At 32.6% G+C, this 17,805-nt stretch carries 11 protein-coding genes; 4 read left to right on the forward strand and 7 right to left on the reverse strand.

Going from position 1 to position 17,805, the window contains the following annotated elements:
• Nucleotides 1-177: 177 nt before the first annotated feature.
• The 4 genes from gyrB (at nucleotide 178) to GTZ96_RS06160 (ending at nucleotide 8,018) form a co-directional block, all read left to right on the forward strand.
• Entirely contained in the window at nucleotides 178-2,124 is a 1,947-nt protein-coding gene (gene gyrB, locus GTZ96_RS06145) for a DNA topoisomerase (ATP-hydrolyzing) subunit B (RefSeq protein WP_161641938.1), read from the forward strand.
• Between the two features lie 90 nt (nucleotides 2,125-2,214).
• Nucleotides 2,215-3,150 carry a malate dehydrogenase gene (mdh, locus tag GTZ96_RS06150; RefSeq protein ID WP_161641940.1) on the forward strand — a complete coding sequence of 312 codons (936 nt, stop codon included), beginning with the start codon at nucleotides 2,215-2,217 and terminating at the stop codon, nucleotides 3,148-3,150.
• Between the two features lie 213 nt (nucleotides 3,151-3,363).
• The gene (gene secDF, locus GTZ96_RS06155) at nucleotides 3,364-6,330 is read left to right on the forward strand and encodes a protein translocase subunit SecDF (protein WP_161641942.1); all 2,967 of its coding nucleotides are present in this window, start codon (nucleotides 3,364-3,366) and stop codon (nucleotides 6,328-6,330) included.
• Nucleotides 6,331-6,515: 185 nt separating this feature from the next.
• Nucleotides 6,516-8,018, forward strand: a complete 1,503-nt coding sequence (locus GTZ96_RS06160; protein ID WP_161641944.1) for a T9SS type B sorting domain-containing protein — start codon at nucleotides 6,516-6,518, stop codon at nucleotides 8,016-8,018.
• 42 nt (nucleotides 8,019-8,060) lie between these two features.
• On the opposite strand, the gene GTZ96_RS06165 is transcribed toward GTZ96_RS06160, so the two are convergent.
• The 7 genes from GTZ96_RS06165 to GTZ96_RS06195 all read right to left on the reverse strand — a co-directional run bounded on the left by GTZ96_RS06165 (nucleotide 8,061) and on the right by GTZ96_RS06195 (nucleotide 17,803).
• Entirely contained in the window at nucleotides 8,061-9,155 is a 1,095-nt protein-coding gene (locus tag GTZ96_RS06165; RefSeq protein ID WP_161641946.1) for a sensor histidine kinase, read from the reverse strand.
• On the reverse strand, nucleotides 9,142-9,705 hold the full coding sequence (locus tag GTZ96_RS06170) for a chemotaxis protein CheB (protein WP_161641948.1): 564 nt from the start codon (nucleotides 9,703-9,705) through the stop codon (nucleotides 9,142-9,144). Before GTZ96_RS06170 ends, GTZ96_RS06165 begins: the two co-directional genes overlap by 14 nt.
• A complete protein-coding gene (locus GTZ96_RS06175) occupies nucleotides 9,702-10,514 on the reverse strand; it encodes a CheR family methyltransferase (protein ID WP_161641950.1) in 813 nt (270 codons plus the stop codon). Before GTZ96_RS06175 ends, GTZ96_RS06170 begins: the two co-directional genes overlap by 4 nt.
• Nucleotides 10,511-14,569, reverse strand: coding sequence for a response regulator (locus GTZ96_RS06180; protein ID WP_161641952.1), 4,059 nt, complete (start codon nucleotides 14,567-14,569; stop codon nucleotides 10,511-10,513). The genes GTZ96_RS06175 and GTZ96_RS06180 overlap by 4 nt, the downstream gene beginning before the upstream one ends.
• A 159-nt stretch (nucleotides 14,570-14,728) precedes the next feature.
• On the reverse strand, nucleotides 14,729-15,439 hold the full coding sequence (locus tag GTZ96_RS06185; protein ID WP_161641954.1) for a DUF4369 domain-containing protein: 711 nt from the start codon (nucleotides 15,437-15,439) through the stop codon (nucleotides 14,729-14,731).
• A 122-nt stretch (nucleotides 15,440-15,561) separates the two neighbouring features.
• Nucleotides 15,562-17,418 (reverse strand): M61 family metallopeptidase, encoded by a 1,857-nt coding sequence (locus GTZ96_RS06190; RefSeq protein ID WP_161641956.1) that lies wholly within the window; start codon nucleotides 17,416-17,418, stop codon nucleotides 15,562-15,564.
• Between the two features lie 106 nt (nucleotides 17,419-17,524).
• Nucleotides 17,525-17,803, reverse strand: coding sequence for a DUF2805 domain-containing protein (locus GTZ96_RS06195; protein ID WP_161641958.1), 279 nt, complete (start codon nucleotides 17,801-17,803; stop codon nucleotides 17,525-17,527).
• Between the last annotated feature and the right edge of the window lie 2 nt (nucleotides 17,804-17,805).

The raw sequence follows: 17,805 nt of genomic DNA on the forward strand, positions 1-17,805 counted from the left end.
TTATCATTGACTTTTGATATTGCTATTGCTTTTTTGAAATTGCTATTGAAATTGCTATTGAAATTGACATTTTTTGTTGATAACTTAAAGGCTTAAAAGCCAATTTTGGCTGTGTTCTAATTTCAGTTTTTATATATTTGCGTGTTATACGAAAAATACATTTTTAGATTAAAAAATATGAGCGAAGAAATCAAGAAGGAAAATAATTATTCAGCAGATAGTATTCAGGCATTAGAAGGAATGGAGCATGTAAGAATGCGTCCTTCGATGTATATTGGAGATGTAGGTGTTCGAGGACTGCATCATTTAGTTTATGAAGTAGTAGATAACTCTATCGATGAGGCAATGGGAGGTCATTGTGATACGATTCGAGTGGATATAAATGAAGATGGTTCTATTTCGGTAGAAGATAATGGACGTGGTATTCCTGTAGGTATTCATAAAAAAGAAGGTGTTTCGGCATTGGAGGTTGTAATGACTAAAATTGGTGCCGGAGGAAAATTCGATAAGGATTCGTATAAAGTTTCCGGAGGTCTTCACGGTGTTGGGGTTTCGGTGGTAAATGCATTGTCAAACCATTTGAGAGCAACAGTTCACAGTAGTGATGGAAAAGTGTACGAACAGGAATATGAAAAAGGAAAAGCACTTTATCCGGTAAAACAAATTGGGGAAACGACAAAAAGAGGTACAATTGTAACTTTTTATCCAGATCCTAGCATATTTACACAAACAATAGAATATTCATACGATACTTTATCAGCGCGTATGCGTGAGTTGTCTTTCCTTAACAAAGGAATTACAATCACTTTTACGGATAAAAGAGAATTAGATAAAGATGGAAATTTTACTTCTGAAATTTTTCATTCTGATGAAGGTCTAAAAGAATATATTCGTTATTTAGATGGGAATCGTGAGCCAATTATTGCGCACGTTATTTCGATGGATCATGAAAAAGGAGAAATTCCGGTTGAGGTTGCCTTAATCTACAACACTAGTTACACGGAAAATATTTTTTCTTATGTAAATAATATCAATACACACGAAGGAGGAACACACTTGCAAGGTTTTAGAACTGGTCTTACCAGATCATTGAAGAAATATGCAGATGCTTCGGGAATGTTAGATAAATTGAAGTTTGATATTTCCGGAGATGATTTCCGTGAAGGTCTTACTGCAATTATTTCGGTAAAAGTTGCTGAGCCACAGTTTGAAGGTCAAACGAAAACTAAACTTGGAAATAGAGAAGTTGTTTCGCCTGTAAGTCAAGCGGTGAGTGAAATGATTGAAAATTATTTGGAAGAAAATCCAAATGATGCTCGTATTATTGTTCAAAAAGTGATTTTGGCTGCTCAAGCCCGTCATGCGGCTAAAAAAGCGCGTGAAATGGTACAACGCAAAACCGTAATGGGTGGCGGTGGATTGCCAGGGAAATTATCAGATTGTTCTGAGCAAGATCCTGCAAAATGCGAAGTATATCTTGTCGAGGGAGATTCGGCAGGTGGAACTGCTAAGCAAGGTCGTGATAGAAATTTTCAAGCTATTTTGCCATTGCGTGGTAAGATTTTGAATGTGGAAAAAGCGATGCATCACAAGGTTTTTGAAAACGAAGAGATTCGAAATATATTTACAGCACTTGGTGTAACTATTGGAACTGAAGAAGATAGCAAAGCATTGAATATTTCGAAATTGCGTTACCATAAAGTAATTATTATGTGTGATGCCGATGTCGATGGTAGTCACATTTCTACTTTAATTTTGACATTTTTCTTCCGTTTTATGAAAGAATTAATCGAAGAGGGACACGTTTATATTGCGGCTCCGCCTTTGTATTTGGTTAAAAAAGGAAACAAAAAAGAATATGCTTGGAATGACGTGCAACGTGATCAAGCGAATGAAAGAATGGGCGGAAGCGCGGGAATTCAACGTTATAAAGGTCTTGGAGAGATGAATGCAGAGCAGTTGTGGGAAACTACAATGGATCCTGGTTTCAGAACTTTGCGCCAGGTGACTATTGATAGTTTAGCCGAAGCGGATCGTGTGTTTTCTATGTTGATGGGAGACGAAGTACCACCGCGAAGAGAATTTATCGAGAAAAATGCTGTTTATGCTAATATTGATGCATAAAAAATAGTTTATTCGGTGGTTAATTTGAGCAATAAATTGTAGATTAGCAGGAGTTAACCAATTTTTAAATAACCGAATAAACGTTAAAATATGAAAGTTACTATTGTAGGAGCAGGAAATGTTGGAGCAACCTGTGCAGACGTTATTTCTTATCGAGGAATAGCTAGTGAAGTAGTTTTGTTGGATATTAAAGAAGGTTTTGCCGAAGGTAAAGCTTTAGATATTATGCAATGTGCTACCGATACCGGATTTAATACCCGAGTAGTTGGGGTTACCAATGATTATTCAAAAACGGCGAGTAGTGATGTTGTCGTGATTACATCAGGAATTCCTAGGAAACCGGGAATGACTCGTGAGGAATTAATAGGTATCAACGCTGGAATTGTTAAGAGTGTAGTCGAAAATGTACTTCAATATTCTCCGAATACTATAATTGTAATGGTATCAAACCCAATGGATACAATGACCTATTTGGCATTGAAATCGACTGGTTTGCCAAAAAATAGAATTATTGGAATGGGAGGTATTTTAGATAGCTCCCGTTTTAGAACCTATTTGTCTTTAGCTTTGGATAAACCGGCAAATGACGTATCGGGGATGGTTATAGGTGGTCATGGTGATACAACCATGATTCCGTTAACGCGTTTGGCTTCTTATAATGGAATTCCGGTTTCGCAATTTCTATCTGAAGAAGTTTTGCAAAAAGTAGCTGCTGATACTATGGTAGGAGGAGCAACACTTACGGGGCTTTTAGGAACATCAGCCTGGTATGCACCTGGAGCATCCGTAGCTTTTTTGGTTGACAGTATTTTGAATGATCAAAAAAGAATGATTGCCTGTTCGGTATATGTTGAAGGAGAATACGGTCAGAATGATATTTGTATCGGAGTGCCGTGTATAATTGGTAAAAATGGGGTAGAAGAGATTCTTACCATTCAATTAAACGATCAGGAAAAAGCATTGTTTGCAAAGAGCGCTGATGCAGTTAGAGTGATGAATGATGCTTTAAAGTCTGTTTTAGCTTAAGTTTTTTTCACATATAAAGTGAAGACTGCAATTTTGCAGTCTTTTTTTTGAGATTAATTAATAAATAAAGTTGGTTAATCTTAACCAGAATTATATATTTGCTCGGTTTAAAAAATGATTTGGTAGATTCTGTTTTACAGATAATGGCTAAAGTGTTGTTTACAAGGTTTTAACACAAAATAATAAATTTAAAATAATTAATTTTTAGTAATAATGCAGAATAAAGGACTTATTAAATTTTTTGCAATTCTATTTGCATTGGTAAGCATTTACCAACTTTCTTTCACTTTTGTGGCAAACAATGTCAAAAGTGAAGCCAAAGCTTTTGCAGGAGATAATCCTGATAAAGAGCTAAAATATTTAGATTCTATTGGAAAAGTAAGTGTGCTGGATCTTGGCTTTACTGATTTTACTTATAATGAAGTAAAAAACAAGCAAATTAATAAAGGTCTTGACTTAGAAGGAGGAATCAATGTGATTCTTCAAATTTCTATTAAAGACGTTTTAAAAGGATTATCAAATAATTCTAAAAATCCAGTTTTTAATAAGTCATTGGCTGATGCTACTGCAAATTTAGAAGGGAATACAACCTATTTGAAAAAGTTTTTTGAAGCTTTTGAGGCAAATTCTAAAGGAACTGTAAAGTTAGCTTCTCCAGATATTTTTGCAAACAGATCATTGCAAGGAGAAGGTGGTGTTGATTTTCAAATGACTGATGCTGAAGTTCAAAAAGTAATCAAAAGAAAAGTTGATGAGTCAATTGAAAGCGCTTATAAAGTATTAAGAGAGCGTATCGACAAATTTGGTGTTACGCAACCTAATATCCAAAAATTAGGAGAAACTGGAAGAATTCTTGTAGAGCTTCCTGGTGCTAAAGATGTGGATAGGATTAAAAAATTATTAGGTGGTAAAGCACAACTTGAATTTTGGGAAACGTACAAAGTTGAAGAAATAGGTAATTTCTTAATGGCTGCTAATGAGGCATTGAAAAAAACAGAAGTTGCTAAAGTTGAAAAGAAAGCAGTAGCTAAAGATTCATTAAGTGCATTGTTAACTGATACTAAAGATTCTACAGCTACTAAGAAAGGAAATAATCCATTGTTTGACAAAATGTTGTCTCAAGGTGGAGGTTTAGGAATGTATGCTCCAAAAGATACTGCTGTAATTAATAGCTATTTAAAAAGAGCAGATATTAGAATTTTATTAGCTCCAGATCAACGTTATGCAAAATTTGTTTGGGGTAAATTGACTAAACTAAAAGATGCTAAGGATAAAGAGGTTGAGGCGGTTGAATTATATGCTTTAAGAGGTAATAGAGATAACGCGCCGGCAATGCTTGGTGGTGTAGTTACTGATGCTAAAGATACTTTTGATCAAATGGGTAAACCAGCAGTTTCTATGCAAATGAATGGGCAGGGAGCTAAAGCTTGGGAAGAATTAACAGGTAGAGCTTATACTCAAAAAACGAATATCGCTATTGTTTTGGATAATGTTGTTTATTCAGCACCAGGTGTTTCTAGCGGGCCTATTTCAGGTGGAAGATCAGAAATTACAGGTTCATTTGATATAACTGAAACTCAGGATTTAGCGAATGTATTAAATGCAGGTAAATTGCCGGCTTCAGCTGATATTGTTCAATCGACTGTAGTTGGTCCATCATTGGGACAAGCTTCAATTGATGCAGGGATGACTTCTTCAATCGTTGGATTTATTTTGGTTTGTTTATGGATGGTATTCTATTATGGTAAAGCAGGTTGGTATGCTAACTTAGCCTTATTGTTAAATTTACTTTTCTTATTCGGAATTATGGCAAGTTTTGGTTTTGTATTAACATTACCAGGTATTGCAGGTATCGTATTGACATTAGGTACAGCGGTAGATGCGAATATTATTATTTACGAAAGAGCAAAAGAAGAATTGCGTGAAGGTAAGTCACTTTCTGAAGCTGTTACAGCATCTTACGGATGGCATGGAGCAATGCGTTCTATCATTGATGCTAACGTTACTCACGTATTGACTGGTGCTATCTTATTTATTTTTGGAACAGGACCAATTAAAGGTTTTGCTTTAACCTTACTTATTGGTATTGCAACTTCATTATTTACATCAATTTTTATTGCCAGAATTTTTATCGATAAAAATATTCTAGGAAAAGCGAACTTGACTTTCTGTACAAATATTACAAAAAATTGGTTTACTAACTTTCATTATGACTTTATTAAGATTAAGAAAATTACTTATGTTTTCTCTTCAATTGTAGTTGTTGTAAGTTTGATTTCTATCTTCTTCGTTAACGGATTAGATCAGGGTGTTGATTTTGTTGGAGGAAGAACGTTTCAGGTAAAATTCGAAAAAGCAGTTGATGCGACTCTAATTTCAGAAGAATTATCAGCTGCTTTTGGAACTCCTGTAGAAGCTAAAGTTTTAGGAGATGATGATCAGTTGAAAATCACGACGAAATATAAAATTAAAGAAGACGGTATTGCTGTAGATAAAGAAGTAAACGAAAAATTATATAACGCTTTAGCAAAATATTATCCAAATACTTCTTATGATAAATTCATTAATGCTTTTGACGGTAAAAAAGTTGGAGTATTACAGGCTTCTAAAGTTGGGGCTTCTATCTCTGAAGATATCAAAACCAATTCGTACTGGGCAGTTCTGGGTGCGATGGCAGTTATTTTCTTATACTTGATGATTTCATTCCGTAAATGGCAGTATTCATTAGGTGCGATTGCCGCTGTTGCGCATGACGTAATCTTTGTATTAGGAATCTATTCTTTATGTTATAAATTCATGCCTTTCCACATGGAAATGGATCAGCACTTTATCGCTGCGATTCTTACGGTTATTGGTTATTCGATGAATGATACCGTAATTGTATTTGACAGAATTAGAGAGTTTATCATCGGTAATCGTAAAGGAAGTTTTGAAGCTATCGTAAACGCTTCTATTAACACTACTTTATCAAGAACCTTGAATACTTCATTGATGATGATTGTTGTATTATTGACCATGTTCCTTTTTGGAGGAGAATCAATTAGAGGTTTTATCTTTGCGATGTTAGTGGGTATTTTTGTAGGAACTTATTCTTCATTGTTTATTGCTACACCAGTATTGGTTGATACTATTTCGAAAGAAGAAAAAATAATTGTTGAAAAGCAGCATCAAGCAGCATAATTTACTTTGTTAGTATATAAATTAAGACCCAGCTTTTGTTGGGTCTTTTTTTTTGAATTTAATTCAGTCATTAACGGCTTTTGGTTTTATATTTTGCAATTAATTTTATTAAACCTTCGTTTTTTAATATATTTACCTAGTAATAGGATTTCCCCAAATCTCAATCTATTTTAAATATTAGAACAATGAAAAAGAGTATACTTTTACTTGTCTTTGTTTGCTTAGTTAATTTGTTAATTGGCTCTAGTGTTTTTGCACAAACACCTCCGCCAACAGTTTCTTCTCCAGTTTATTATTGTCAAGGAAGTACAGCAGTAGCTTTAACTGCCACTCCTTCGCCTGGAGCAACTTTGAATTGGTATGGGATTGCCGCAGTTGGTGGTACAGCTTCTTCAATAGCCCAAACTCCTTCTACAACAACAGTGGGTTCTACTTCTTATTATGTTAGTCAAACCATAGGTGCTGTAGAGAGTACTCGTTCTAGTATTGTAGTAAATGTAGTTGCTGATAATGGATCGAAGATTCTTCTTTTTAGATGCGATGAATCTCAAATAGCACTTCCTTCTACAAGATATGATGCAGTTTTTTTTGAATGGACAAATACTTCAGGTGTACCCAACCAATATACTTACAGTTATTCTATTGATGGAGCTGCTGCAATTAATGGAAATATAAATAATGGTACTCATTTACAAGTGTCCGGATTAACACAAGGACAATCTGTTACTATGACTTTGTATCATACAACATATCCTTGTGATCGTTCAGTACTTACTTGTACTGTTCCTTGTAATACTTTATCAACTCCTACTTTTGATCCCATCGGTCCAATTTGTTCTGGTGATCCAGCTCCGACATTACCGGCAGCTTCAAAAGAAGGTATTATAGGAACTTGGTCTCCTGCCATAGTTAACAATACAACTAGTGGAACTTATGTTTTTACACCGAATACGAATGAATGTGCCAGAAATCAAACTATTAGTATAGTTGTAAATCCAAATAATCCAGGATTTAGCGATTTTTCTATTTGTTCAGGAAATGGGGCACCAACTTTAGATACAACATCTCCCAGCGGTGCTACTGGAACTTGGAATCCTGCAACGGTTGATGATATAAATAGTGCTTCTTATACTTTTATCCCTGATCCAGGACAATGTGCTACATCGCAAACGATAGATGTTACTGTGATACCATCAAATACACTTGTAGATTTTGATTGGGAAGTGACAGAGGCATTTGTGCCAAACCAAAAAATTGCTGTTTCGGCTATTGCAGCAGGAGGAGATTATTGGTACCAATTAGACGATGGGCTGTTTCAATCCAATCCTGTTTTTGAATATGTTGCCTCGGGCTTACATTCGATAACTGTAAAGGATCAAACGGGTTGTAGTACTCCTATAACTAAGACTGATATAATGGTAGTGAATTATCCAAAGTATTTTACTCCTAATAATGATGGTTATAATGATTATTGGAACATAACAGAATTAAGTGCTCAGCCTTATGCTTATATTCGAATATTTGATCGTTATGGTAAATTTTTAAAACAAATAAGCCCTAATGGTGCTGGCTGGAATGGCACTTTTAACGGACATTATGTACCTGCGGATGATTATTGGTTTGTTATTCATTATTTGGAAAATGATATCGTAAAAGAATTTAGATCGCATTTTTCGTTGAAAAGATAAAATGAAAAAGGAATTGCTGTAAGCAATTCCTTTTTTTATGGTTTATGAGGTGATTAAATCAGAAATAATAAATTCAGATCCGTTTTTATACTTGGTATTATAATGCACTTTTACTTCGTTTCTTTCGGCTAATTTTCGAACTAAATTTAATCCCATTCCAGTGCCGGATTCTCCTCTTGAAGATTGTCCAAGGGTATAAAACATTTGAAATATTTTTTCTTCTTGATTTTCAGGTATTCCAGGTCCGTTGTCCCTTATTGCTATTTGTTGCAGTTCATCGTCGTAAGAAATGGTAATCTCTGTAATTTCTTTGTCATTGTATTTGATAGCATTTGATAGTAAATTTTGAATAATTTGTTTAAATGCTACCGATTGAAAACTAATGCTGTGATTTAAGTTTTCCTTCGTGATTTTGATATTGTTATTAGGATTAATTAATTTAATAACAACATTGGTTTCACTAAAGATATTAATAGATTCTTTTCCTTGGTTGTTTTCAACGTTTTTAGAATAGTGTAGCAAATCATCAATTAATTTAGACATCGACATAGCCGATGATTTAACCATATCAAATAAGTCTGTAGCTTCATCTTTTAGCACTAATAGATGTTCTTCTTCGATAAATTCAACTAAGGATTTAATATTATTTAAAGGTGTTTTTAAATCATGCGCAATGATATTAGCAAATTGTTCTAATTCACCATTTTTGGCTACTAATTTTTCATTTAACTTTTTTAATTCCTGGTCGTAATCCCATATTTTCAAGAAAGACTCTACTTTTTTTCTAGTAATTTCAGTATTTAATGGTTTGAATAAAAAGTCGATAGCGCCTAATTCGTATGCTTTGTTGATGTATTTAGCTTCGTCACTTATGGCGGTTACAAAAATGGTTGGAATATTAGCTGTATTGGGATGCTGTTTTGTTATTTCAACAAATTCATAACCATCCATTTCGGGCATTTGTACATCAACCAAAATAAGGGAAACCTTTTCTTTCAATAATATTTGTAATCCTTCGTTCCCAGAATTACAGCATATTATTTCTCTGTCAGGACTTTCCAAGATGCTTTTTAGAGCAATTAAATTTGCGGGTTTATCGTCGATTAATAAAAGAGTATGTTTTTTAGTGGTATTCATTATTTAATGTATTTATAATGTTTGTGGTATTTAATTCTTTGTGTTTGGTATAAATATTTTTTGCTGCTTTTGGCATGATGTCAAAATCGGCTTCGTTACAGTCCTGAATGATTGTTTTTCCATTATTTTCGGCCATGATTTTTAATCCATTAGCCCCGTCTTGATTTGAACCTGATAATAAAATTCCGCAACATTTTTCCTTTAACAATGTTGAAAAAGACTCAAATGTAACATCAATGGATGGACGACTAAAATTGACCAGTTCTGATACATCCAGAGAAAAAGTATTTTCTTCTTCTAAAAGAACGTGATAATCAGCTGGAGCGGTGTATAAAAAACCTTTTTCCATTTTTTCTTTATCTTCTATTTCTTTGACCACATAATGGGTGTTTCTTTGTAAAATAGTTTCAAATGAGGATGCTGTATTTTTTAATCGATGCAAAACAATAACAATAGGTATGTTTATACTTTTGTCTAAATGATTTAGAATAGACAAGATAGCATCAAAAGCTCCAGCAGAACCACCTATTATTATGACTTCGGGTCTCATTTTATTTTTTGATAAATTTTTTGCTCTCGGTCGATTTCTTTAAAATTCTCATAAACCGAACTAAACCGCAAAGATTCTTTTTTCCCAATTGCCAAAAAACCATGAATAGGTAAGCTTTCATAAAAAAGCTCTAACGCTTTGTTTTGTAAATTGTTGTTGAAATAAATCAACACATTTCGACAAAGAATGAGTTGGCATTCTTTAAAAACTCCATCGGCAACCAAGTTATGATTTGAAAATAAGATGTTTTGCTTTAAGTCAGATTGTATCATCGAATGCCTTTCGTCAGAAACGAAATAATTCTTTAAGGATTCTTTTCCTCCGCATTCATAATAATTTTTAGTGTATTCTTTAAAATTAGTATTGTCATAAATCCCTTTTCTGGATTTTTCTATGGCATTATTACTGATGTCTGTGGCATAAATTCTACTTTTCGAATCCAGACTGTTTTCTTTTAACAGAATATTTAAAGAATAGGTTTCTTCTCCAAAAGAACAGCCGGCACTCCAAATATTAATTTTAGGATAGCTTTCTAAATAAGGAAAAATGTTTTCCTGTAAGGATTTAAAAAAGCTGGGATCTCTAAAAAATTCGCTCACATTTACCACAATTTCATTGATGAAATTTTGGAAAATAGTAGGGTTGTTGATTAATTCAAATTTTAACTCAACAACATTTTTCATGTTGTTGATACTCATAAAACGATTTATTCTCCTAAGCATGGATGCCTTAGAGTAATCACGAAAATCGTAATCGAATTGTTTTTTTATGGTAAAAAGCAATTCATCAAGTTCTTTTAGGATTATCATTTATATATCCAGATACTAATTAAAGAAATAAGTTTTTGAATATCAATAGGTTTTGATTGATAATCTGATGCACCAGCTTTTAATATTTCATCACGATCACCTTTCATTGCTTTGGCTGTTAAAGCAATAATAGGTAAGTTTTTCCATTTTGGATTTTCTCTAATTTTTTTAGTCGCTTCAAATCCGTCCATTTCAGGCATCATAATATCCATTAAAACAATGTCAAAACTAGGATGTTCATCTAATGTGCTCAAAGCTTCTAATCCGTTAAAAGCAGTTGTTATAATGGCTCCTTTGCTTGTTAAAGCTGCCGATAATGCATAAATGTTTCGGATATCGTCATCGACAATCAGAATGCTTTTATCTTTCAAAATCTCGCCTCCGGATAAATTAGGAGCATTTTTATATTCTGTTTTTTCTGAAGTTTCTACTTTGCTTAAAAACAACAAAATTTCATCTTTTAGTCTCTCGGTGGCATTATTGGTTTTTATTACAATGCTATCCACACTTTTTTCAAGCTCTAATTGTTCATTGTCTGATAATGTTTTTCCAGTGTTGATGATGATTTTGATATTCCTGTTTTTTGATATACTTTTTAATTCAGAAATGGCTTTTACATTGTCTGAATCAGGTAAACCTAGGTCTATTATAGCACAATCAATTTCAACATTTGTCAGTATGTTTTCGGCTTCTGATCGGGAATAGGCTTGTATGCAAATGGTATTTTTGTCATTGGCGTGCAGCAATTGTTTTATCGAATAATTTAATTTTTCATCATCTTCTAAAATCAGTACTTTTTTATAAACTTTGTTTATTTCCTCATCGATAGAAAGGAAGGCATTTTTAAGTTTTTCGGGAGTAATTGGTTTAACTAAGAAATCAAAAGCACCCATTTCTTTAGCTAATTTTTCTCTTTTCATTCCTGACATTACGTGAACAGGAATGTGTTTTAATTCAGCATCTTCTTTAAGCCATTTCAAAACAGTCCATCCATCAATTCCAGGTAATTTCATGTCCAGAATGATGGCTTTAGGATTGTATTTTTTAGCATATTGGAATCCGGTTTCTCCTTGATGAGCAATAATTGCTTTGAACCCATTAGTATGTGCTACCTGAAGTAAAACTTCTGCAAACGATGGATCGTCTTCAATGATTAAAATGGTTTTATCATCAATATCTGCTTTGTATCGGTCATCATTAATGTTAGCCGAAAGGTCTACAAATTCCTCATTGAGTTTTGGATATTCTGATTCAATTTGTTTTTCTTTCACCTTTTCAGGAACTGCAGTATCAGGAATGCTATTGCTATTATCGTTTTGAAATTTTATTGGAATTAAAAGTCCAAAGGTACTTCCGTTATTGAGTTTACTATCAAAAAATACTTCACCGTCCAGTAAATCAGCCAGTTGTTTAGAAATGTATAAGCCTAAGCCTGTTCCTCCATATTTTCTACTAGTAGAGCTGTCCGCTTGCTGGAAACTTTGGAATAATTTCTTCTTGTTTTCTTCAGAAATTCCAATACCGGTGTCTTTGATTTCAATGGACAGAATTTCATTGTTGTTTAGTGACGCTAATTTCGGATTGGTGTATTCCCATTTTTCGTTCACGACATCAAAAGTCATCGTGACAGTTCCTCCATCAGGAGTGAATTTTAAAGCATTTGATAGGAAATTTTTAAGAATTTGCTCTATTTTACCTACGTCACTATAAATTTCTCTGGGACATTTGTCTGTGATTTTAGTTTCAAAATGAATCTTCTTTTTCTCCATTTGTGCTCTAAAAAGCCCTTCCATATCCGAAAATATTCGTTCAGAAACAGTGTTTTCAGGATAGATTTCGACTTTTCCAGCTTCAATTTTTGAGATGTCTAAAATATCGGTGATTAAGTCTAATAAGTCTTTCCCAGAGGTGTTAATTACCGATAAGTTTTCTAATTGTGAATTGTTCAAATTCCCAGAGGTATTGTCTTTTAAAATATCCGAGAGAATTAAAATACTGTTTAAAGGCGTTCTTAATTCATGCGACATATTGGCTAAAAACTCCGATTTGTATTTGCTTGCTTGCGCAATTTCTTCCGATTTTATATTTAATTCCTCTTGAGCAATAACAAGGTCATCGTTCTTTTTCTCAATTTCATAGTTTTTTGTTTCCAGTTCCCGGCTTTTTTCTTCGAGATAAGCATTGGTTTGTTCTAATTCAGCTGCTTGGGTTTTTAGTTCTTCTTCTGATTGTTGTAACAGTAAGGTGTGCTTGTTGAGTTCTTCGTTATTTTGTCTTAATTCTTCTTCTTGAACCTGTAAAATATTGTTTTTGCGATTAATCTCCTCGATAGAAATTTTTAATTCTTCGTTTCTAATAAATACTGCTATGGCACTTCCCAATGAGTTCTCTAAGGTGATTAATAATTTTTGGTCTGTATCATTAAAGTTTTCCAAAGAGCCAATTTCTATAACTCCTATAACCACATTTTTATAGGAAATAGGAGTGATTAAAACATTGTAAATAGGCGATTTTCCTAATGAAGACGCCAGGAATGAATATTCTTTGCTTAGATTATTCAAACACTTTTGTTCATTGTATTTAACCACTTCGCCTATTAATCCTTCTCCAAAAGCAATTGTTTTAGGGCTGTGGTCGTCATCGGCATAACTGCCAATTTTTATTAGATTGTTTTTGTTGTCGATGTAATCGGTGGTGTAAAAAGTAGCTTGGCAAGCATTAGTTTGCTGGCTTAGAATCTTAGTGATATTTGCACCAAAATCATTGATGTTTTTAGAATTAATGATAGCATCGTTTATTTCGATAATATTTTTTTCCAATAAACTATTGGCAGCAGCCTCATCATTAAAACGTTTCAATTCTAAAGACATCGTATTTAGCGATTGGTTTAAAGTGTCTGACTCACTTCGAATTAAGATGGTGTCACCAAAACTTCCAGAGCTGATTTTTGTGGCTAAATTAATTTGCTCTTTAATAGCATTAGTTAGCTTTTTTAAGGATTCTCTGATGGAATCTAACTCTATGTTGCCAGTAAGTGTATGTTGAAAATCAGTATATCCTAAAGAAATTTTTTCAATTTTTGCCGCAATTATATTTAGCGAATTTGAAGTATTGCTAATCAATTTATATACTAAAATTCCCGTTGCAATTAATAGTAATAAAAGTGATAGCAGGGTAATGATAGTGCTGGAAATAGCTTTATCCTTTTCTTGTTTTGCTAAAGCAGTGATATAATTTAGCTTTTTGATTTTTAAAACATTGAGTTTGTCATTTATTGCAGTGGACTGATTCCACCATGCTTCTGGTGTTATTTTGGAGGTGTTATAAAGAATCGATTCTGCGGTGGCTAAAAATGATTTAAATTCAGCTGATTTTTTGAATTTAATTATTTCATTATTGATTTTAAGGGTATTGTAGTTTTCTAATTTAAAATCAGCATTTTTATTTAGGTTTTTTAGATTGTCATAATATCCATATAAATCGCTATGAATGGTATCATCAATTAATTTATCGAATACGATGCCTCTTATTAAATTAACAGCTGCTTTTGAATCAATATAAGACTTTAAATTATTAGCTAGTTTAGCCAAATTTGCATTGTCACAATTTACAATCTCTCTATCTATTAAATTATTCAATATGTTGTTTAAATCCGCATATTCATTAAAATTTTCTAATGAAGATGTAGTGGCGTTTTCGGTATTGTAATGGATTGTATTGATGATTTTTCTAGCTTCGTCAATGTTTTTAATAACAACGCTGTCAGTAGAGTTTATTTTAGAAAACCATTCGAGTGTTTTTTCCATTTTTAATTTGAATTCCACTTTTTTATTGGGATCAAATTTTGAATATTCACTTAATGTTCTTTCGTCGTTAATAAGCATTATACCCTCAGATAAATTGGCAATTTTATCAATATTTTGAATGCTATTTTCAATTCGGGAGTACTTTTGATAAGTATCATTAATATTTAAAATAGTAAAATAAAGTAGTCCAAAAACAGGTATTAAGAGAATTAAAGTTAATTGTTTTTTAAAGGATAAATTTTTCCACATAATTTAGAAGTAGGTTAGATAGCTAATTTATTTAATTTATTTGGATGATTAGTATTTATAGCAAAAATATTGGGGAATGTTTTAGATAGAAAAACAAAAAAGCATTTCAAATAAGAACTGAAATGCTTTTTTTTTTTGGATTATTTAGAGCTAAAAAAGTTAGTTGGCTTTTTTTAGAGTATTAATATATTCGGTTAATTTTTTACCATATAAAGATTGAGCTACTTTGGGTGTCATTGCATTTTTGATGGTATCTAAATATTTGATGTTAATGTCATAGACTTCAGCTAAAGCTATATAAGGAGCAATCTCATGGTCTTTATTGTTCATTGCAAAATTTACAGCAAATAAGTATTTACGCTTTAGATTTAAGTCTTGTAAATGATTCAAGCTATCTATTGCTTTACTATCTTTTCTTTTAATGGCTTTGAATTTTTGCTCAATTAAGTTCAGGTTTTCATCTTTATATCTCGAAGTTGTTTTTTTGTAATCTTCGAATAAATCCTGATTTTTTGAACCTGTAATTTTTGCCGCTGAAAGAAAGGCATCTAAATTAGTTTCGATGTTAATAATACCTGGTTCAGCAAAAAACATAAGATTATTATCTAACGAATTACTAACTCCTCTATCAAGAAAAAGATAAAGCATTTCAGGTGATTTCAAGTCAATACTACTTTCAAAGTGTGAATTTCCGTCAATTTTAATAGTATCGATGGCAACTAAGGCTGTGTCTACTACTTTTTGAATGTATAAAGTCCCTTCTTTTAATCCTTTTACATTTCCTGTGACGATTAGATTTCCTTTTGATTCTTTTTTATTACATGAGACAATTAGAACTATGGCAACTAATGCGAGAATTGATTTTTTCATTGATGAATATATATTTTGTGCAAAATAAAGAAAATAGTTGAAAAAAAACAGCAAAATTTTGCTTTCATACTTTTCAAATAAACGGTTCTTTATTTGGGTTTGTTTGTGATTAAATTTTTAGATTATCCTTTTAGCCAAGCTTCTTTTAATTGCGTTTTAGAGGCATCAGTAGCTTCTATCTGTTCCTTGTCTTCATAAGGCAACTTAACAGTTCCTTTTAGCAATTCTTCAACGCCATTGCGTTTTATTTTTACAGTGATAGCTTCGTTTTCTTGCCATTTACTACTTTGGTTGATCATATCGTAAATGTTTTCATAATTGTAAGCTACATTGTTTATCTCTAAGATAACATCTCCACCTTTTAATCCAAGGTTTGTGAAAAACACATTCAACTCGATATTTGGGATGACACTAATTTCATTGTTGTTAGGATTCACCGTTATATATGGTTTTTGGTCTTTCAAGAAAACAGCAGCTGCAACTTGTATCTTAGATTTTGCTAATCCTACTTTGGCTAAATAAAAATCATAAGGAATAGGAGTGGTTCCTGCAACGTATGTTTTTAAGAAATCGCCAACTTCAGGATAAGTCAATGCCATAATTTTATCAAAAAGTTCCAGATCATTAAATGGTTTTGAAACTCCGTATTCGTTAGATAATTTTTGCATTAAATCAAGAATTCCTCTTTGTCCATTGCTTTTTTCTCTGATAATGATGTCGATACACATTCCTATCAAAGCTCCTTTTTGATATACATTGATGTATTGGTCTTTATATGGTTGTTTCAATACATTCGTACTCATTGTGGTAAAGGACATGGTGTCATCCATTTTGTTTGCTCCTTCAATTTTTTCAGCAATTCTGTTGTAAAAATCTTCTTCTGTAATCAAACCTTGGTTGATTTGGAAAAGATTGGCAAAATATTCAGTAACTCCTTCATACATCCATAAATGTTCCGACATTTTTGGTGCGTTGTAGTCAAAATATTGAATTTCTTTAGAATGAATAGTCAAAGGCGTTACAATATGAAAGAATTCGTGCGAAACAACATCCATCATCGATTTAACTAATTCGTCTTTTTTCATCATTTCCGGTAATACTACAGTGGTAGCAGTAGGATGTTCCAGCGCTCCAAAACCACGAGCATCTTCTTCTTTCATACTTGATAGATATAAAAGAACAGAGTATTTTTTAGTTGCATTAATTTTTCCTAAAAAGTGTTTTTGAGCTGTCATCATGGCTTTCATCTCTGCTGTAATGCTTTCGGCTGTATATTTTCCAGTAGGCGAATAAACACAGATTTGGATATCCATACCATCAACATTAAAAGTAGTATAATCCGGTTTGGAATACATGATAGGATTTTCTACCAATTCGGCATAACGTGAAGTAACAAAAACATCTTTTGTAGTGCTGCTATCTTGGTCTGTCATTGAAGTGCTTCCCCATAAATTAGCCGGGTGATTTATAGAAACCTGGTAAGGAGTTGTCAATGAATTATCAAAATAACCCACAAAACAATGGGTGTTTATCATAAAATTTTCGCCTGCATTAATATTAGATCCTGCAGGAGAAAAAACATCGTCTTTACCAAAACCAGTTCCTTTTTCACTGTCGAAAGTATCGTTGACTAAATAAGTGATTTTATTTAAGGATTTAGCTTTGGTTATTGTCCATGAATTCTCGTCTGTTTTTTTTACAGTTAACAGATTTCCTTTTTTATCATAGGCTTTTAAATTATCAATGTATTTTCCGTAATTGTCTTCCGAATAGGTTCCGGGAACTGTTTTCGGAATTCGAAAAGTAATTTCGTCACTACTGCTTTTAGGAGCATTTACGGTAACTAAAACCTGATCGTTTTTAACCTCATTTAAATTGATGTCAACTTGAATAGCTTTCTCTTTAGTAGTTTGAGCATTTATGGTTTTACAACTCAATATTAGAGACGTAATTGCTAAGACAAAAAATGTTTTTTTCATGTTTTTTCGAAATATTTTGGTGCAATAGTTTTTATAGTTGTAAAGAGGTTTACAAGCTATAAAAAGAGATAAAAAAAACACTCATGATTAAGAGTGCTTCTAAAAATTAGTCTAATTTATTTTTGATATAATACTTTCCATCTAAATCGTCATCAAAATCATCAATTTTAAGCGGTTTAGGTTTAGGTTTAGTTGCTGTAGCTTTCTTTTTCCACATTTCAAATTTTTCTAGAGGCATCTTTTTTTTCATGATTTCCAGAACTTCTTTTTCAGCCAATCCAAATTCTTTTTTTATAATTTCAAAAGGATTCTTTTCCTCTAAGGCTAATGCAACAAGTTTTTCAGTTTGTTCCCAACTCAGTTCTTTACGGTTACTCTTTTTCATCA

The sequence above is a fragment of the Flavobacterium undicola genome, assembly GCF_009909155.2.
Taxonomy (GTDB): Bacteria; Bacteroidota; Bacteroidia; order Flavobacteriales; family Flavobacteriaceae; genus Flavobacterium; species Flavobacterium undicola.